Raw genomic sequence first — 20,901 nt, forward strand, 5'->3', positions numbered from 1 at the left:
ACCTCCTCCCTTTTTAAGTCATTATATTTTTAATATAATTTAGAAGCGCTTTGCGTTAGAGTGGGTATTCTTGATCTTAACATCAGCATAAGTTACAACTGTACCCCATTCGTAGGTTACCTCAAGAGGAACACGTACGGTGAATTCCTGTACTGTAGAACTCAAGTTCTCATACAACAAGTAACCATACTTAGCCTTACCTGTAGTAGCAGTAGCATCCTTAACTGCACGGAACAATACCTGGTTAGAGATTGTGCTCTGCTTAACCTTCTGATCCAAAGTATTATTATTCTGTCCACCCTTTGTCATCGTTGTGTAGATGAATGGGTTGATAATACCTGTTTCCTGATCGCTTTCTGTACCGAAGTTATAGTTACCGATTACACGGATATCCTTGATGTTGTAGAAAGTCCAATATGAAGCATGGTTTGCGAAGCCGTAATCACGCCAGTCGCTCAATGTTACCATGTCATAGAGGCTAATCATCTGCTTATTGTCTTGTGCGTCCTCAAGTTCCTTGTTTACACCAGCAACATTGATTGGACGGAGGAAGCGTACGTTGAACTCTTTGTTGGTTAAAGCAAGTTCATGCTCGCAGACGGTAGTCTTAACCTTCAGAGCAACAATAGCCTTCAATACATCATCAGCCAACTTGTTGTGAGCAACATAGTTCAACAGAGAGTGTGCAGCGACAGTGTGAGCGTAAGAAATCTTCTGAGCCTTGATGCCTGTTGCATCGCAATAGCTGCCATCAATGCTTGCAATTTCCTGCGCTGTAATAACAACGCCATTCTTCTCGACAGCCATCAACTTCTTACCATCAGCTGATACACCCAAAGTCCATGTTACAACCTGGTAATCACCTGTAGAAAGAGTCTCAATACCATTGAATTTCTTACCATTATTGCTTGCAGAGAATACAAAGTTGTAGTGACGCTTATTAGGAGCGAAGTCCTTTGTTGATGTAACGTCAGTTACTGATGAGAGGACGATGTCATTACCAGCAAATACGTCAGAGAATCTGTCGTCCAAATTCTTTGCTACAGAACCTGCATTTGGATCCTCAGGACTCAATGTCTGAGCGTGAATTTCAGCGAAACCATGATCATTCGCACTGTTGCCGTTGTCCTTGTACCAATACTCCTTGATACGATCACTACCATCAGCCTTCAAGAATTCACCTGATGGAGCTGCGATGGTGATGGCACCAGTCTTCAGTACGATGTACAAGTCAGGATACTTAGTCTTATCCTTAGACTCGTATTTCACGGCTACAGTGAATGGGTCATGGCTCTTCTTGCCATAGAGTGCCTTTTCAAGCTCTGAAGAAGAGATTGTCCATGTGAATGTAGAAGTCTCAGGACTCTCTGCATCATAGTTGTCAACAACTACACCTACGTATGGGTTAAGCTCATCAGCCTCAGTTGCCTTTGTAGTGGTGATTGTTGAAGGCTTGAACTGCTTAACAACATCCCTTCCATTAATAACAAGCTGACCATTGTTCTCATAGTTTGCATCAAACTCTGCCTTGTGGAGATTCAAAGTACGCAATACATCGTACTCAATCTGATTCCATGTTGTAGAGAATTTGAATGCTGCAGGAACACACTCAGAGTTGTAATTGATAGGGTCGCCAGTATAGTTGATAACTACATTTGGCTTAACGATTTCCTCTGTAGCCTTGTCTGAGATTCTGATCTTGATGTAACCATAATCCAATACGCGGTTGCCATTGTTGATGTCAACGAGAGTAACACGTACGATTGGCTGACGGTTTACAGAGTGAGAACGTACATAGTCAGAGAATTCTGCTTCGGTCTTGCCTTCCTTCAATTCCTTAGCCTTTTCTGTATCGAACTCATCCCATGAGTAAGCCTTACCATCAGTCTTAGGGAACTGTGGACGGAATGTAGTACCCTTGATTGCAGCGTGAGCAGCCTCGCTGGTTTTGTTAGTACCCTCGTAGCTTGCTGTCAATTCAAACTTGTACTCCAAGCCGTAGTCTTTCAATTCCTGTGCAGACAATACCTTGTGATTACCATTAGCATCTGCATAGTGTGTCTCTACCAACTTAGAGAGATCCAAAGTCTTGTCATACTGGCAAATATCCTGATACTTGATAGCCATTGCATCAAATACAGAAGGAATCAAGTGCAGTTTCTTGGTCTCGTCCAAAGTACAATTGTCAGTAGAGTGCAAGTTGTCATACTTGTTTCCGAAGTCCTTTACACAAGTGTTCTCCTGACCTGTGAAGCTGTTTTCATCACCAGTCTTTGTGTGAGACAATACCAAGTCTGTGATAGTTGTCTTGTAAACAGCTGCGTAATCTGAAGTTACAGTTGTATCCTTGTCAGCCTGCTTGTTAGCATATTTTGCCTGTGTAGCAAATACTGTGATGTAAGAATCGTTCTTTACGCTCTTAATCTTGTTAGGATCATTGAACTTCAATGTAACGTCGAGCTGACCTGTAGTCTCATTCTTTGCAAAGCTCTTAACACTGATACCTGCAGCAGAAGCACGAGTTACGTGACCTTCAGTCTCAAAGTTCTTGTCATCGTCAAGGATGGTTACGAAATCAGGAGCAACTGCAGTAGAAGGATTCATGTGGTAGTGAGCTACCAAATCCTTAGCAGTAGAACCCTCAGCATGATCGTAGCGTTCGCAATTGTCATAACCTACAGCCTCTTTCTTATCAGCAGAAGCAGCAGCCCACTTTGAGTCTGTGATATAAGCATAGTCAAGAGTGATGGCCTTCAAAGCCTCAACACCCCAATAATATGCTTCAGGAATGAAAGTCAAGCTGCGAAGTTGGCTAGAAACGAACACGTTTAATGTTGCGAGTTCCTTATTCAAACCTTCAATCTGCTTCAAGAGACTTGGAATAGTCTCATCTTTCAAAGTCTTGATGTCGGTAGTGTTGCCTGTGATAGATGATGACAACTCTGTGATTTGATCTTGAAGAGTCTTCTGCAAATCGTTAATCTGCTTATCGATAGCAGCTTTCTGCTCTTCTGTCATGCCAGGAAGGTTTGCCACCTTGGTTTGCAATGCCTCAAGAGCTTTTGTCTGCTCCTTCAAGTCAGCAGCAATAGCCTTGCGAGCAGTCTCTTCATCTGTCAAGCCTTTGTCTAATCTTGCCAAAGTCTCGTTTACTGAAGCTAAATCTGCGTTCAATTTCTTGATGTCGCCCTTATTTGTGTCGATAGCAGCATTTACCTCTTTCAAGGTATTCTCTGCATTATCGATACGAGACTCAAGGCTTGACACCTTAGATGCGAGGTCTGTTACTGTCTTTGCGTCAGCTTTGTTTGCAATCGCTGTCTGCAATTGACCATCAGCTGCTTCCAATTGAGACTTAAGATCAGTGATCTCCTTCTCAAGGTCAGTCTTAATCGTCTTTAAGGTAGACAATGCATCAACTTGGCTCTGCAAGTTATTGATGTCGTCATCGTAATCCTTACAAGACGTAACTGTACTTGTGGCTGCAACAACCATCGCACCCATAAGCAAAGCACTAAAAAACTTTCTTTTCATACGATAAAAATTAATTAAACATTGTATATATTAACTACTTTATTCTATGCTTTTTCTCTCTATCTCCTGACGAGAGATATTATATTTCGGTGCAAACTTACACAAAAATATTGAAACATGCAAATAAATAAAAGGATTTTTGAAAAAAAACATCAAAAATCCTTTATTTTCTTGTTGTAGATTGTTGAAACAGGGTAAATATTGCCCTTTTTAACATTTCTGTAACCTTCTTGGCCGTGCCTTATATTTCTGATTACTATGTATAAAGCATCAAAATGAATCTTTTTTGATACTTACTCATCAAAATCTATTGAAGAAATGTCATTCACAATTCAATATATTCCTCCTTTTTACGTTATTAAAGCATAGAATACCTTATTCTCTTAAACAATGAATGCCCTTATTCTTTATTCTATGCATATCATCATATAAAATAGTAAATAAGAATAATATGGTTTTAAAAATTGAAATTCCAGAGAATATAATATTAAGCAAAAATGACGAACTTGTCATCAGGTTTACAAACACACAGAATGCAACTTGCACTGTACATACTCTTTCTAATGATTTATCTATCGTCCCTAAGAGTACGGCTGCCGAAAGCCATAACACTTCCCTTCCTTCTTTTGTAGATCAGCTAAGAACACAATTTCTTCAACAGAACAAACTCAGATTAGCAGAAACTTACCAAAGTGCCTTGAATAGTTTCTGCCTATATATTAATAAGGTGGAAATACTTATGGAAGATATAGACAGCAAGATGATAGAAGGCTATGAGAGTTATCTCAAACAGAAGAAGCTCACTCTCAATACCATTTCCTTCTACATGCGGATTTTGCGAGCTATCTACAACAGGGCTGTCAAAAGTGGAACCATTGCAGATAAAAAGCCTTTCAGTCATGTATTCACGACAATGACAAAAACTGCTAAAAGAGCAATACCTATCCAGACCATACGGAAAATAGCCCAAGCCCATATCACGAATAAGAACGAAGCATTGGCACGTGACCTTTTCCTGTTCAGCTTTTACACCAGAGGCATGTCGTTTGTAGATATAGCGTATCTCAAAAAGACTGACCTCAACAACACGTACCTTATATATAAAAGGAAGAAGACTGGTCAGGAATTAAAAATCGCTTGGCGAAAGGAAATGCAGGAATTGGTGGATAGAAACAGTTCTAAAGACGGCGTCCACTTGTTTGGCATATTAGATGAAAACAGCGAGAAAAGTCTCCGATTCCAATATCATTATACACAATGTATTATCAACACGGCTTTGAAACGATTAGGAAAGCAGCTAAACTTAGGAACCAATCTTACCATGTATGTAGCTCGACATTCTTGGGCTACAATAGCCCGACAGAAGAATATTCCTCTCAGCGTGATTTGCGATGGCATGGGGCACAATTCAGAGAAAACTACTCAGATATATCTACAGAGTGTGGATGCTGAAGCAATTGACCGATGCAACGACAAGCTAATTGCTGCCATTACCAAATCTGACAAAAAGAAATAGATAAAGGACGAAGAAACTTTCTTGGAATACGAACGATAAGCTATGTATAATATCTCTCGTCAGAAGATAGAGAGAAAAAGCATAGAATAAAGTAGTTAATATATACAATGTTTAATTAATTTTTATCGTATGAAAAGAAAGTATTTTAGCGTATTGCTTATGGGTGCATTAGCTATTGCATCTACAAGCATGGTTACTTCTTGTAAGGACTACGATGATGACATTCAGAATTTGCAGCAGCAAATCGATGCCAACAAGTCAGCTATTGAGGAAATCTCAAAGTTGATTAAGGAAGGTTGCGTCATCACAAGCGTAGAGAAAGCTACAAGTGGTGTAACTGTAAAGCTTAACAACGGTGACACTTTCACTATCAACAATGGTGAGAAGGGTGCCGATGGTACACCTGGTACCGCTTGGACTATCGGTGCCGATGGTTATTGGGTAAAAGATGGTGTTAAAACCGAGTACTACGCACTTGGAACCAAAGGTGACAAGGGAGACAAAGGTGACAAAGGCGACAAGGGTGACAAGGGAGACAAAGGCGACAAGGGTGATACTGGCGCAGCAGGCTCTACTGGCACAGGAACTGCAGGTGTAAACGGCAAGTACTACGTACCTAACGCAGAAACAGGTTGCTTCGACATCTACCAAGATGGTGAAAAGGTTGAGTCAACAAACATTAGCTTCATTGGTACTGGTGTAATCACTGCTATTAAAGATGACAATGCTAAGACATTGACATTGTTTGGTGTTAAAGGTGGTGAAGGTCAAAATGGTAAGGTTGTTATCTCAATGACTGGTGACTTGACAAGCTTGGTATTCATGCCTAAGTTCTACCTCGACGGTATTGAGATGATTGAATATCCATACTTGAATGGTACTAGCTTGAAGAAGCAGAATGTTGCAGGTGCTTGCACAAACCATGATGGTGTAACCGTACAGAACCTTGGTGTTGACTACAAGGATAACAACAAGGCTTTCGTGTATGGTCCAGCTTGGGCTGTTGACTATCATGCAAACCCTGTAAATGCTAAGTTGGCATATGCTAATGTTGATGGATTCAACGTTCTCAACCCAGCAGTTCTTTACACACGTGCAACAGCTGCTGAACTTGGTGTAACTTCTCCTGAAAAGAATTATGCAGGTACAACATTGTTTAATATCGCTAATGATGGTGTTTTGACTGTAGGTTTGCAGGTTGCTCATCCTGATAAGTTGAACCCAGCTCCAACCAAGAACAAGGTTACTGATACCGAGACTTGGAACAATGCTAATACCGTCGCATTGAAGGTTAAGAACAATGAGGGCAACGATATCGTTTCTGATTATGCTTTACTCCAGCCAACTAAGGCTAAGGTAGAGGGCTTGGTATGGACGAAAGATCCTGATTATATCCGTGGACCTAAGGATGCGGATGGTAATCACATTGCTCAGACTGGTGATGAGGCTTGTGGCGTAGGTAAGGGCAAGGTTCACGTATGGGATACTCCAAAGGAGGCTCTTCAAGATGAACGTCATGCAGCTCTTGAGTTGTACTACGAGAACAATACAGAGATTGACTTGAATGACTATGTCGGTATTCACTTGACAAAGGAGAATATCAAGGATTACATGGCAACCTCAGAGACAAAGACTTTAACACCTGAGCAGGCTAAGGAGTGGGGCTTGACTTTCCACTTTATCCCTGTAATGTACAAGGCTGGTGATAACCAGACATCAGATTCTCACTTCTTGAAATCACTTGGAGATGGCAAGTTCCGTGCTCAGAATGTTGATGAAAACTTGAAGGCTGGTCTTGCAGCGGAAGCTTCTGTTGGTCGTGAGCCATTAGTACAGGTTCTCGTAACACGTGGTGAGACTATCACAGAGGACAATGTTGTTCTCGATGGTTACATCTTGCTTCACATTACAAAACAGGCTAAGGACAACCATGTTGTAAACAAGTGGAACAACCAAGATGTTGTATTCGATCAGTGTAATGACGTTGATGTATTCCAGACAACATGGGAGCAGTTCAACGACTATATGTTGACTCAAGAATTGAACATGTCTAAGGAAGACTTTGACCATGGTTATGAGGCTGACATTATTGATGGTACCAATAAATTGAATATGTATGCTGCACCATTGGCAACAAAGGGTACAATGACTCCAGACAATTCTATTGGTGATGTATTCTATACAAAGGATGGTACAGGTACAACCAACCATACATGGCGTTGGGTTATTCCTGCTGAACAGGTTGAGAAGTTGTTGCACGACAAAGCTTCTGTGACATTAGTACGTTACATCCGTTTCAATGCTAAGGATCAGATTGAGGCTAAGTATCCTTACATCTATGTGAAGATGGAAACAACTATCACTAGAAAGCAGCTCGCTACCAACACATTCGGTGATAGAATCAAAGAATACTGGTACAAGAATGATATGTCAACACGTCCATTGACATTGGGTAATGATGGTATCATCTTCGATGCAGTCAACCCATACGATGGAGGCGATATCAATTCTATTACTCGTGGTATTGAAACAACCATGAATGGAAACAAGATTTCTTCATTGGCAGGCAAGAACTATAAGTATTTCTTCACTCCTAAGACTATCGAATTGACAGCACAGGATGGTGAGACATATGTTATTACAACCTCTGGTAATGGTACAAACCACGATAAGGTCGTTTGCAAGTACGACGCTCTCCATACACATCCTTACGCAGACTTTGCTAATGCTGTTAAGGTTTGCGCTATCAACTATGGCGCTGGTGCATTCAACAATGCTAAATTGTATGCAGTGAAGAAGGGTTCTTCTGCTACTCCTACAGAGATTGCTGTTATGGACCAGAGCAATGGTGTTATCTCACTTACAAAGAATGCTGTTAGCAAGAAGCTCTTGAATGCCAAGGGTTACGATGAAGAGAAGACTCTTACAGATGAGTTGAGTGCATACGTAAGTGTTGTTGCATCTTCTAAGACTGTCTGCAACCTTGCCGAGGTTGTTGAGGATGGTTCATTCATCGTAAGCTGGGAGCGTCCAATCAACTTGATTTCTAAGAAGTCTAATGGTGTTATCGATGCAAAGACAAACGGTAATGTCATCAACTTCATTGACAACTTCAAGTTCTACGATTGGCGTGGTGTAGAGACAAACCTCTACAAAAATTACAAGGCAGAAACAGAACTTAATGACGCTAAGCGTGACACATACTTTGCAAAGAGTAAGATGTGGGGTGAGAACTTGTGGTTCTGGGCTTACTATGGCATCAACAGCATCACTGTTGATTACAGCAAGATCGAGACTACTTTGAACAATGGTTCTAACTTCGTTCCATTGTCAAGTGTTTCAAATGCACTTGAGTTGTACTTCTTGGATGCAACTGGCAAGGCTGTTCGTGGTGTTCAGACTTACAACTTCAACCTTTCACGCTACAATTCTGAGGCTCAGAACGCTGCTTTGCAGACTTACATGAATGCAAACAAGGCTCTGTTCGGAAGAATTCTCTACACCAACAATGGTGACGTTGTAAACAACTTCTCCTTGAAGATTCCTGTAACAATTGGTTACACATGGGGTACGTTCAATACAGAAATCATCTTGGATGTACAGACATCAATTGGTCACTAATCTAGTGATTCCAAAATAAAGCTCTAATTAGAGGGTGTGCCTAAAAGAGCAGGCACATCCTCTTTTAATTTTAAACCATTTTGAAATGAAAAGAATCTATTTGTTTTTATTTTTTGCTGCCTGCACATTGACTTTCATTTCTTGCAACAAGAAAAAAGAAAGTAGAGAGCAACAAGTGCAAGAGTTCCGTTCTCAGCTGACCGCCGAGGATACAACAACTATGCTTCAACTTTGTGACAACGCAATGAAAGAACTGAAGGCTCGTAACATAGACAAAGTTTTAGCTTCACTATATGAATATACAGACTCTACGCAGGAAGTAAAGCCGTTGAGCGATAAACTCAAGAAAAAATACGCCGCTCAGTTCAAGTTATTCCCAGTGTTGGACTACAAGAGAATTTACTATTCTTTTCAGTTGGAAGGATGTAATGACGTAAAGTATGAGGTTACATTTGCCACGGCAGAACAAGCTGGAACCGGTGACCCAGCAAAAACGGCATTTATGTTCAATCCTGTGAAAATCAATGACGAGTGGAAACTTTGCGTTAAGACACCTTCTGAAGATATAGACCAAGAATATCGTTAATTGAAAAAACAAAAAATAATGAAACAGCTATTATTATTATTGCTTTTTACTTTTTGTGAATTGTCTATGTGGGGACAAAAGACATCTGTCTCCACATTTGACTTCACCTATCCTACGAAGTTGAATCCACAAATTTCTATTTCCAACAATTTGACCTCTATAGATGTTTCGACTAGCGTTTTTACCGCAGGTAAATTATCCCTTTCCTTCCAAAAAGGACTGAATCAATATCTTGGGGCGCAGTATATAACCAATAGCACAAGCGACCCTAAGGAATACTTCCTTAAACTTTGCAGAGGTTGCTCTATGACAATCAGCGGTATGGAAGGTGTAACCTTGGATTCCGTAAAATTTGAGGTAGAGAAGGATATGTATGATATCAACCTCTCAGAAAATATGCCTGGAACCCTTTCCGAAGATCGTTATAAGAGGTTTTGGAGTAAGAATGAAGGGCAAGTAGTAAATGCTATTTCATTCTACAACTCAGGTATAGCTTCTGAAATCAAAAAAATCACTGTTTATTACAAGGAGCCAATATCAATCATATCGCCAAGCAACACAAGCTTTGCCAGCAAAGTTTTAAGTAGCTTCTTAAGTGAAACTCTTACCTTCGCTTCAAGCATTACCTTAAATACATCAGGTATTGGTGCATACATTTCTGATGCAGAGGGAAACCATCATCCTCTTACATTATCCGCTAAAGGAAATCTAGTAACGTTAAGTGTCTCAAATGCTATTGCTACTGATGGTCAATATACTATATACATTCCAGAAGGTTGTATCTGGGATGCAAGTGGCTATTGCAACAAAGCGCTAACTTATAATTTTACTATTAGCACCCCTAAGAATACTTTAACTTACACTACTGTTACACCTGCAGAGGGTGAAATTGACAAGTTGTCAAGCCCTATTGTTTTGGAATTTGACAAGCACTTGATGGCAATAAGTAATAATGAGTTGTATATATACAAAGATGGTGCTAAGGCTGCAAAAGCAAAGATTGAAAGATCTAGCACTTCTTCTAAAGATGTAATCATCAGCTTTGATATTCCAGAAGGACTTACAGAAAAGGGTATTTATACGTTAACTATTAATGAGGGCATCATTAAAGACCAATTGGAAGAAACTTATAATCCTACTTTCACCCTGACTTACAAAGTTGGATACGAAAAGGAACCAGAAGTTTCCGAAACTTACTTGGCTGCTAAGAATTTGATCAGCAAGACCGGGGTTGGTTATCCTGCCGATGATAGTGAGGCACGCATTGCCCTAAAGAATCTTGTCGAACAAGTTCCATTTGCTTCTGACGAAGAGCTTACAAAAGCTATGCTATCATTTTATAGCGAAAAGAACATAACCATGCCTGAAACTGGAAAATATTACACTATTTCCAATATCAGTCAGAGCAATAAGGTTCTTTATATTTCGGTCGATGATGAAGAGAACGTATCATTGACAAGCAATAAAGCTAAGGCTACGGCATTCCTAAGTTCTTGCGAGGATGGCAAATATACATTCCAAACACAAGGAGGCAAGTATTTCTTTGTCAACGGATTAACTTCAGATAAAGGTAAGTCATTGGATTTAAAGAAGTTCTCTCTATCTGGCGTAGATGACAAATTGGTATTAGGTACGTTTAGTATCTATGGTTATTGCACTACAAACTCTGAGGACACAGAATTGAACGCCTATGCTTTGGTAAACCATTCTACAGGTAAAATCTCTACTGATGTTACTGCTTCGAGCTTGCACTTCAATGAAAAGCAATCAAATGCCTTTATGTTTACCGAAACGGCAAAGCCTGCAGAGGAAGCAACAGCTGTTGATTTCCACATGTCGCTTATTTGCACTGAGTTTACTGCCGATAATGGAATTTTGGAGTTGTCAACTGCAGGATACTCAGGATTGTCTTTGAATCCTGATAAGCAAAATGCCTCTCTCCTCAACAAAGAGCAGAAGGAGATTGGACAACTCAACATGACTTTAGGAAACAATGGAAATGTGAAGATTCCATTTAGTCAACTTTCCAATGACACTTACTATGTTAAGGTTTCAAAAGGAAGCATACTTGGCGTCAAGGATGGGCAAACTTATACAAATAAGGAATTTACAGTTCCATTTACTGTTAAGAAACAGGATATAGTTGTTCCAGACAATCCTGAATTTGACTATAGCTACAACAGTTTTTGGTATGTACCTTTTGAGTCTGAATATTATCACGATATTGACTTGAATGGATTCAGCATAACAGATGCAGGTGATTTCGACGGTTTCGTTGTCAACGAAAGTAAAATGATAGAATTGGTACAACCTGATACATATCGAACTGTAAAAACTGGGCATTTCAAGAAGATTGATTACTTGCCAGGCTATCCTGAATACACAAATGCTTACCAGATAGAGTTTGATACCCCAATTAAATCTGGTGACTTGAAATCAGACAGGTATGTATTTGTCATTCCTATAGGAACATTTGGCGACAACAATTACGCAAAGTACTTGTCTGACCCTACATCAATCTCTCCTAGCAAATGCAAGGTCAACCCTGTCATGAGAATCGTCTACAAAGTTGACAACGACAAGGCTACTGGTATTGATGAGATTACAACTGACTCGAATAAACCAAGCATCATCTACGATTTGATGGGCCGTCGAGTACAAAACATGTCTCGCCCTGGCATCTACATCGTCAACGGCAAGAAGGTTGTCAAGAAGTAAATATAGAAAGTCTTCTAGCTGCTCGCAGCTAGAAGACAAAAAAGAGAAACAATAAGTATTACATAATAAAACAATTAAACAGTTATGAAAAAGTCTAAAGTTTTATTGGCTGCTGCTTTGATGGGTATGAGCACAGCTGCTATGGCTCAGGCCACTTACACAGATTCCGAGGAGAACGTGTACACTTTCCAAAAGCATTGGTTCCTAGACCTCCAAGGTGGTGCTCAGTACACACTCGGCGAAGCTAAGTTTGGTGACTTGATTTCTCCTAACGTACAATTAGGACTTGGTTATCAGTTCAACCCAGTATTCGGCATGCGCCTCCAGGCTAACGGATGGCAGAGCAAGGGTGGATGGGCTGCTTATCGTGATAAAATCGGTGATGCGCCATTCTCTGCTGACTATAAATTCAACTACGTGGCTCCAGGTTTGGATTTCATGTTCAACTTGAGCAATCTCTTCTGTGGCTGGAATCCTAACCGTGTGTTCAACGTGACTGCCTTCGTCGGTGGTGGTGCCAACATCGCCTGGGGTAACGACGAGGCCAATGAAATTGGTGCACACATCAAGGACCTCGACAAGTACAACTTGTTGTATCTCTGGGATGGTACCAAGATACGTCCATTCGGTCGTGCAGGTCTCGACTTAGAGTTTAAGGTAAGCAAGTCTGTAAGCATCATGTTGGAGGGTAATGCCAACATCACTACCGACAAGTACAATTCCAAGAACGCAGACAACCCAGACTGGTACTTCAACGCACTCGCTGGTCTTCGCATCAACCTCGGCAAGAGCCACACCAAGACTGAGCCTGTGAAGGAAGTTCCTGCTCCACGTCCAGTAGAGGAATATGTAAAGCCAGAACCTAAACCAGCTCCAGTAGAGGAGAAGAAGGTTGAGGAGATTCGTCGTGACGTATTCTTCGTTATCAACTCCAATAAGATTCGTGAGTCTGAGGACGCTAAGATCAAGGAAGTAGTTGACTACTTGAACCAGTATCCTGAGGCAAAGGTAGTCGTAACAGGTTATGCAGATGCTGGTACAGGTAACAATACCATCAACGACCGCATTTCTGCTAAGCGTGCTGCAGCTGTAGTAAAGGTTCTCAAAGAGAAATATGGTATTGAAGAATCCAGAATCACTGAGGATTCAAAGGGTGCTCGTGTTCAACCATTCTCTGAGAATGACAAGAACCGTGTTTCTATCATGGTTGCAAAATAAAGATTGAAACAATAACCATTCTCTAAAAGTGAGAATGGCAAAAAACAAAGCGAGGTTTCCATAGGAGTCAAATCCATCCTGGAAACCTCGCTTTTACTATACCTCATCCATTCGAAAGAGTTTCCAACCATTGAACTGCATGATAATCTTATGCAATTGGGTGCCTTGGCGCAGAGCCTCAACCCTTGGCGCCTCAGCATAATGCATAATTTGTTCTATGGCATCATCCCATTGCTTCTTGATGGCTGCCTCGTATGCTTCCAGGCTCATTCCCTTCTCTCTCTTGGGAATCAATTTCAACTCGATGATATAGCTATGTTTGGAAGCATAATGGGTCAAGTCTGGCAACAGGAAGAAGTCACAATAACCATGATTCAATTCCAACTCTGGTGCCGTCATGTAGTAAGCATTCAAGTTGAGGTACGCCATGAAGAAACCTTGTATATTTCGCTCCGCCTCGATGCCGTCACGAACGGAAGATACCTTGGCGTACGAATCTGCCAGGAACTGCAAAGCGTCATGCCACTTGCCATCGTATGCCATGTCATAATAATTATCAGTTAGTGCCTCAGTATCTAAAGAGGCCTTTTCTTCGTACTTTTCCAACAAATACTCATAATACTGCTTGCGCACATTATTATTAGGAATTCCTAATATCATTTTGGTTCCACGAGTACCCTTGATGGTCAGCATTCCATAATAGAAAAGCAAACTAGCAAACATGCGAGGATTTGTCAAAGTCTCGGCAGGAAACGTTGTTTCTATATTCGATACGATTTCCCCCTTTTCGGCAATCTCATAGATAATACCCTTACGGTTACCATCCAGTTTGTCCAATTGGAGAAGTTTCTTCATTTTATTGTAATCCGTCTTGGTATTCGGGTCTATCATCTGCTTTGGGGCTTCTCCTGTTTCTGCATAGTTTCGAAGAAAATAAAGCACCATATCACAATTGAACACCTTGCTTTGAGTCCGCAATGCATCCTCGGAGAAACAATAGTTGTCATACCAAGGCTTCATCTCTGCGATTACTGATTCTATATCGCAATCAGGACGAACTTTTCCAAAGCTCTTGAAATATTCAAACATCTCTCGAACTTCCTCTGTGGAAAAGCCAAGCATCTGGTTAAACTTAGGGTTTGTAGAGATATGCCAACCTACATTGAATCCACTCGTTAAATCATCTAAGGTAACAGGGCTGACTCCCGTCATAAAGATACGAGTGAACATACCTTTGAACACCTTGAATATCTCCCTGTAAAAACCCTTTGCGTGTGTTAATGCCCAATACACTTTCTCGCCATGCTCATTGAGTACGACATTGGTAAAGTTGTCATATTCGTCAACAATAAGATACAGTTGCATATTAGCGTCCTTCGCCTCTGCATCTATCATATTTAGTTTATCTACTGCACTATATGCTTTCTTAATACTCTCAACTGTTTCAGGCCGATAAGCATCAGCATACTTTTCAATGAAATTATTGAGCCTTATATTGCAATAACTGTTGAATTTTTCTTTCAATTCCTTGATATCTCCTCCTATTTTCGAGAAATCCAAGTAGAGGATTTGGAATTTATTGTGAAGTTCAGTCGCATGCTTTCCAATCCACAAATTGCCAAACAACTCTTGGAATTCATCTTTTCTATTGAGGTCATAATAAGCGCACATCATGCTAGTCCAAAGGCTCTTGCCAAAACGACGAGGACGAATGAAAAACAGATTGCGAGGTTGCTCTTCCAACTTTGGAAGATACATGGTTTTATCCACATAATACATGTTGGAACGTATTATCTCAATGAAATCAGAGACACTATAGGGTATTTCCTTTATCTTGTTCATAATTGTTCGATTTATAAACTGAAAATTAATTTACTTCATCCATCCGAAAGAGTTTCCATCCATCGAACTGCATGATGATCTTATGCAATTGGGTACCTTGGCGAAGAGCCTCAACCCTTGGAGCCTCAGCATAATGCTTAATTTGCACCTCGGCAGCATCCCATTGCTGCTGGATGGCAGCCTCGTATGTCTCTTGACTCATACCTTTTTCTTTTTTGGGGATGAGTTTTAATTCCAAGATGTAGCAGTGCTTGGAGGCATAATGGGTCAAGTCTGGCAACAAGAAGAAGTCACAATAACCATGATTCAATTCCAACTCTGGTGCCGTCATGTAGTAAGCATTCAAGTTGAGGTACGCCATGAAGAAACCTTGTATATTTCGCTCCGCCTCGATGCCGTCACGAACGGAAGATACTTTGGCGTACGAATCTGCCAGAAACTGCAAAGCGTCATGCCACTTGCCATCGTAGGCCATGTCATAAAAATAGTCTTCAAGTTGATTCGTATCCAAGGAAGCCTTTTCTTCATACTGCTCTAACAAATACTCGTAGTACTGCTTGCGTACATTATTATTAGGAATGCCCAATATAAGGCGACTTCCACGAGTACCCTTGATGGTCAACATTCCATAATAAAACAACAGACTGACAAACATATTGGGATTTGTCAAAGTCTCGGCTGGAAATGTCGTCTCTAAATTCGATATGATTTTCCCCTTCTCGGCTATTTCTAGTATAACTCCCTTACGATTGCCATCCAGTTTGTCCAATTGAAGGAGTTTCTTCATCTTGTTATAATCAGTCTTGGTGTTTGGGTCTATCATCTCTTCAGGAGCTTCGCCAGTCTCAGCATAGTTCCGAAGATAATAAAGAACCATGTCGCAATTGAATACCTTGCTTTGGGTTTGCAAAGCATTCTTTGAGAAGCAATAGTTGTCATACCAAGGCTTCATTTCTGCGATTACAGATTCTACATCGCAATCGGGACGAACTTTTCCTGCACTCTTGAAATATTCAAACATCTCACGTACATCCTCGGCAGAGAACCCCAACATCTGATTGAAGGCTGGCTTTGTAGATATGTGCCAACCTATATTGAAGCCACTGGTTAGGTCGTCCAGGGTCACAGGACTGACTCCTGTCATGAAGATGCGAGTGAACATACCCTTGAACACCTTGAAAATCTCTCGATAAAAGCCTTTCGCATGGGTCAATGCCCAATACACCTTCTCGCCATGCTCGTTGAGCACGACATTGGTAAAGTTGTCATACTCGTCAATGATAAGATATAGCTGCATGTTTGCATCCTTTGCTTCGGTATCTATCATATTCAGCTTATCCACTGCGGTAGGGGCACTCTTTATTTTCTCGACAATTTCAGGGCGGTAGGCCCTCTTATATCTTTCTATGAAATTATCGAGTCGGATGTTGCAATAATTATTGAAATTCTCCTTCAAATCCTTTATATCTCCCCCGATTTTAGAAAAATCCAAGAACAAGACCTGAAACTTTCCTCGGTAAGGTGTTGGATGGGAGCCAATCCATAATTTGCCGAACAGTTCCTCAAACCTATCAGACTGGTTGATGTCATAGTAAGCACACATCATGCTCAGCAAGAGGCTCTTGCCGAAGCGACGAGGGCGTATGAAGAACAAGCTATCCGCCTCCTCTTCCAACTTAGGGATATACATTGTCTTGTCAACATAATATTGATTTCTCTTTATTATATCGACAAAGTCAGAAACACCGTAAGGTATACGTTTCACATTCTCCATGTTTATTTTATTTTCTGTTTTGCTGCAAAATTAAGCAAAAATATCGTAACCTCAAAACTTTTCGCTTCATTTCTTTTATTATGCAGCTTTGTCTTCGAAACGGGAGTCTGATTTATTTTTACATTTCTTGGGGTGATTTGCCTTGCGCAAGCTTCAACCTATCCTCCTTTTCGTCCATAAAGATCTACATCTGTACCTCCAAAACACATAGATTCTCCATATCAGCGACGATAATATCTCTCGTCAGGAGATAGAGAGAAAATGCATAGAATAAAGTAGTTAATATATACAATGTTTAATTAATTTTTATCGTATGAAAAGAAAGTATTTTAGTGTATTGCTTATGGCTGCTATGACTGTGGCATCCACAAGTATGGTTACTTCTTGTAAGGATTACGATGATGACATCAATAATGTACAGACACAAATTGATGCCGCCAACGACCTTATAAAGAAGTTGGACACCCAAGCTTCTACTTTGCAGACTGCCGTTACCACAGCACAGTCTACTGCGGACGCAGCTAAAACAGCTGCTGCAGAGGCTGCCACTGCTGCTAAGAACGCTCAGGCTACAGGTGACGAGGCATTGGCTACAGCTAAGACTGCTCAGGCTGCCGCTGAGGCTGCCAAGGCTGCTGCCGCTGAAGCTCAAAAGGCTGCTATAGAGGCTGCTACTAAGCAGGTTAATGACTTGAAGGCAGAGATTCAGACTGCTCTAGACAACAAGGTTGACGTTGCAACATTCAACACTGCCGTTGCTAAGCTCGAAGGCGATATCGCCGGTATCGATGCTAAGTTGAACACTTTGGGTGAGGATGTTAAGAACAACCAGAAGGAAATCACCACTGCTAAGGAAGCTATCGCAACTTTGGAGGCTGCACAGAAGAATGCCGAGGTTCAGATTGCCGCTTTGGAGAAATTCAAGGCTACCTTGGAGTCAGAGACTATCCCTGGCCTTAATGATGCTATCAAGGCTAACGGCGTAGAAATCGAAGGCGTTAAGAAGAGCGTTGCTGACCTTAAAGATGCTACAACTAAGGCTCAGGAGAAGTTGGCTAATGATATTGCCAAGGTAGCTGCTGACCTTACCGCTTTGCAGGGTACCGTAGATGCTATCGACGCTGCTTACAAAGCTGGTGATGAGAATCTCCAGAAGCAGATAGATGATTTATTGAAGACTGTCAAGGCTAACAGTGGCAAGCACGATCAGGATGTTTCTGCTATCGATGCCAAGATTGCGGCTCTCGATAAGCTCATCTCTGATAATAAGTCTGAGTTGAAGAACTATACTGACGATGCTGTTAAGGCTGCAAAGAAAGACTTGCAAGGGCAAATCGATGCTTTGGCTAAGCTTAATATCGACGGTGTAGAGCAGGGCTTGGCTGACTGGATGAAGCAAATCAACGACAAGTTCGACAATTACTATACATCTGGCCAGATTGATGAGAAGATTAATACTTTGACAGACAACTACAAGCAGGCTATTGCTGATGCTATCGAGGAAGCTTCTGAAAACTTGACTTCTAGCATGAACAGTATCCGTACCGAGTTGCTCGGCGAGATCAACCTCCTCAACATCTTGTGTGGCCAGAGATTGACAAGCATGGTATTTGCTCCAACAACATACATTGATGGTATCGAGGCTATCAAGTTCTCTACCCTCAACTACTATGACTGGGGTACTGACGCAACTGCTTGGGAGGCAGATGCTCCTACAACTAAGACTTATACTTATATCAACGACAAAGAGACAACGGTTAAGTACTACTTGAACCCTGCTACAGTTTCTTTGGATGCTATCGATAAGTTCGACTTCGTTTCTCAGGATGCTACTAATGAGAAGAAGTTGACTCGTGCTGGTGCGGAGGCTCCTATCAAGGTGGCAGGCCAATCTCTCAAGAATGGCGTTCTTACCTTGAACGTACAGAAGACAGGCAATGCTCCATTGATGTCTGAGACTTCTTATGGCTGGGGTACTACATACAGCAAGTTCCCTATCGTTGCTTTGCGGGCAAAGTTGACAGGCGAGGCTGTTACAGACAAGGACGATGCTGACAACTTGTTCGTTTACTCAGACTGGGCTCGTCTCTATGAGTCAACAGAGCGTCCTTACATCCACAATACTCAAGCTAAGGATGATGCAAATAATGTTATCGAGAATAACATAGGCAAGACGAATCCTGCAGCTTCTCACTTCTGGAGCTTCTCTGAGGCTTATGCTCGCAAGAAGAAGACTGACAAATTGCCTACAGCAGAGAACAGCAACTGCATCACCAAGAAGGTTGACTATGATAAGAGCATCGATTTGACTTCACTTGTAGAGGTGTGCGACAAGAGCGGTGCTATCTATGACCTCAACAAATTTGGCTTGAAGTTCGAGTTCCATATCATGGAGTACAACTTGCTCAATCAGGGTAGTACAACAGACTGGACTAACCAGCAGTACTTCGCTAAGTTGAAGGAAGATGGCAAGACATTGGTAGCTACAGCTCGCAATGGTGCTGAGGGCAACCGTGATGCTATCGGTCGTCAGCCAATGATTCAGGTTGTTTTGAAGGATGTGAACGATCCTAAGCACGAGAAGGTAGTTGATGTACGTTACTTCAAGATTCAGTGGGTTGATGTACAGGAGACTGTAGATTATGGCCCAATCGCTAAGGACTTCGAGGATGCATATAAGTGTGGTGAGATATACCAGTACATCATCGGTGAAGAGGCTATGAACAATGTTTATGCTACCGCAAACATGTCTCGTGATGAGTTCCATAAGTCTTACACTGTCAACCAGGCATTATTCCCATCTTACAATGACGTTGTAAACAATACTAATAGTTTTGATACAGGCAAGACTAACTTCAAGGATTTGAAGGACAATACTGCTGATGGTCAGACACACAACTTGAAGTGGACTATCAACTCTAACTACTTTGCTATGACTCAGGCAGAGTATGAGGCAGGTGAGGCTACACGTACAGTTTACGGTTACTTCTACAAGACTTCTAACCGTAATAGCCGAATCATCTTCTCTATGACTGTGAAGTGGACTATCAATAAGATGGCTTATGCTACAGGTGTTAACTATAGCCAGGAGCAGTGGGAACCATCAGGCTTGACCATGGCTAACGGTTTGACCAACGCAGACAAGAAGAGATTTATCAACCCAGCTTTGCGTTCTGACAACATTTATGGTACAGTAAACTACCGCGATTGCCAGATTATTGGTGATTTGAAGGCTGGTTACATCAACAACGGTAAGGTTCCTGAAACCGTTCAGGCTCTCGTTAACTTTGGCATTGCTAAGTTGACATTCGACCCTGCTCGTTTGAGCGTTCTTCCTACCAAGAAGGCTACTGACAAGTGGACATTGTCTAATGACAACATGAAACTCTACTACAATGGTGTACAGGCTGCAACAATCGACAGGGCTGGTATCATCAGCCTCTATGAGGGTGTAGCAACAAAGGCTGGTAACGATGGTGAGCCTACAGAGGGCGCTCTCCTCTTGGTTGGTAAGGACGTTCCAGTGAAGTTGGCTAGTGTTTACTGTGGAGTTTTGAATCAAGAGATTGATAAGTATCTCGTAAACTTCATCAAGCCATTGACTATGAATGAGGTTAAGATTGAGGATACTCTTAAGGATGTTATCGATGGTGGTAGCAGCTCAGTAAGCATCCAGGATAAGATCATTATCCGTGAGGCATTTGGCTTGAAACGTATGATTGTGGGTCCAACTAAGCAACTTGACAAGGATGCTGCAGCTCTCGGCAAGTGGTACATCGTAAAGTCAGCTTACTGGGATGAGGCTAACATCAAGACCAACCTCCAGAAGAATGGTTCTATTGGTGCTAATGCAAATGTTAAGCTCTCTGACTTGAAGAACGCTGATGGTTCTGTTAAGTATCGTGTAGCTATCGATACAAAGGCTCAGAAGGTAACATTCCACAACATGAGCGGTAACGCTATCTCTCAGAAGTTCATCGTATCTATCCCTGTATCTGTTCAGACTAAGTGGGGTAAGTTCACACAGATGGTTGACATCACTGTTGTGCCAAACAAGTAATTCTTTAGAAAGAAAAACTTTAAATAATAAAC

General features: G+C 41.4%; 9 protein-coding genes. 6 read left to right on the forward strand and 3 right to left on the reverse strand.

From position 1 onward, the window contains the following. Positions 1 to 39: 39 nt before the first annotated feature. Positions 40 to 3,534: a hypothetical protein gene (locus KUA50_RS08415; RefSeq protein WP_218457291.1), complete on the reverse strand. Its 3,495-nt coding sequence runs from the start codon at positions 3,532 to 3,534 to the stop codon at positions 40 to 42. Positions 3,535 to 4,108: 574 nt separating this feature from the next. On the opposite strand from KUA50_RS08415, the gene KUA50_RS08420 reads away from it, so the two are divergent. The 5 genes from KUA50_RS08420 (at position 4,109) to KUA50_RS08440 (ending at position 13,193) form a co-directional block, all read left to right on the forward strand. After that, a complete protein-coding gene (locus KUA50_RS08420) occupies positions 4,109 to 5,050 on the forward strand; it encodes a tyrosine-type recombinase/integrase (protein ID WP_413777458.1) in 942 nt (313 codons plus the stop codon). A 129-nt stretch (positions 5,051 to 5,179) separates the two neighbouring features. After that, positions 5,180 to 8,671 (forward strand): PL29 family lyase N-terminal domain-containing protein, encoded by a 3,492-nt coding sequence (locus KUA50_RS08425; protein WP_218457289.1) that lies wholly within the window; start codon positions 5,180 to 5,182, stop codon positions 8,669 to 8,671. 85 nt (positions 8,672 to 8,756) lie between these two features. After that, complete coding sequence (locus KUA50_RS08430) at positions 8,757 to 9,257, forward strand: hypothetical protein (protein WP_218457288.1); 501 nt, start codon at positions 8,757 to 8,759, stop codon at positions 9,255 to 9,257. 18 nt (positions 9,258 to 9,275) lie between these two features. Continuing rightward, positions 9,276 to 11,975 (forward strand): Ig-like domain-containing protein, encoded by a 2,700-nt coding sequence (locus tag KUA50_RS08435; protein ID WP_218457287.1) that lies wholly within the window; start codon positions 9,276 to 9,278, stop codon positions 11,973 to 11,975. 84 nt (positions 11,976 to 12,059) lie between these two features. After that, a complete protein-coding gene (locus KUA50_RS08440; RefSeq protein WP_218457286.1) occupies positions 12,060 to 13,193 on the forward strand; it encodes an OmpA family protein in 1,134 nt (377 codons plus the stop codon). Between the two features lie 96 nt (positions 13,194 to 13,289). Here KUA50_RS08440 and KUA50_RS08445 read toward each other — a convergent pair whose 3' ends face one another. Both KUA50_RS08445 and KUA50_RS08450 read right to left on the reverse strand, forming a co-directional pair. After that, positions 13,290 to 15,035 (reverse strand): ATP-binding protein, encoded by a 1,746-nt coding sequence (locus KUA50_RS08445; protein ID WP_218457285.1) that lies wholly within the window; start codon positions 15,033 to 15,035, stop codon positions 13,290 to 13,292. Between the two features lie 25 nt (positions 15,036 to 15,060). After that, positions 15,061 to 16,809, reverse strand: coding sequence for an ATP-binding protein (locus tag KUA50_RS08450; protein WP_218457284.1), 1,749 nt, complete (start codon positions 16,807 to 16,809; stop codon positions 15,061 to 15,063). A 313-nt stretch (positions 16,810 to 17,122) separates the two neighbouring features. On the opposite strand from KUA50_RS08450, the gene KUA50_RS08455 reads away from it, so the two are divergent. Continuing rightward, positions 17,123 to 20,869, forward strand: coding sequence for a hypothetical protein (locus KUA50_RS08455; RefSeq protein WP_218457283.1), 3,747 nt, complete (start codon positions 17,123 to 17,125; stop codon positions 20,867 to 20,869). Positions 20,870 to 20,901 lie beyond the last annotated feature (32 nt).

The sequence above is a fragment of the Segatella hominis genome, from assembly GCF_019249725.2.
Lineage (GTDB): Bacteria > Bacteroidota > Bacteroidia > Bacteroidales > Bacteroidaceae > Prevotella.

Bases quoted from the DNA above. Each gene is read 5' to 3' on its own strand.
- KUA50_RS08415 (WP_218457291.1), bottom strand. From the start codon at position 3,534: ATGAAAAGAAAGTTTTTTAGTGCTTTGCTTATGGGTGCGATGGTTGTT.
- KUA50_RS08425 (WP_218457289.1), top strand. From the start codon at position 5,180: ATGAAAAGAAAGTATTTTAGCGTATTGCTTATGGGTGCATTAGCTATT.
- KUA50_RS08430 (WP_218457288.1), top strand. From the start codon at position 8,757: ATGAAAAGAATCTATTTGTTTTTATTTTTTGCTGCCTGCACATTGACT.
- KUA50_RS08435 (WP_218457287.1), top strand. From the start codon at position 9,276: ATGAAACAGCTATTATTATTATTGCTTTTTACTTTTTGTGAATTGTCT.
- KUA50_RS08440 (WP_218457286.1), top strand. From the start codon at position 12,060: ATGAAAAAGTCTAAAGTTTTATTGGCTGCTGCTTTGATGGGTATGAGC.
- KUA50_RS08445 (WP_218457285.1), bottom strand. From the start codon at position 15,035: ATGAACAAGATAAAGGAAATACCCTATAGTGTCTCTGATTTCATTGAG.
- KUA50_RS08450 (WP_218457284.1), bottom strand. From the start codon at position 16,809: ATGGAGAATGTGAAACGTATACCTTACGGTGTTTCTGACTTTGTCGAT.
- KUA50_RS08455 (WP_218457283.1), top strand. From the start codon at position 17,123: ATGAAAAGAAAGTATTTTAGTGTATTGCTTATGGCTGCTATGACTGTG.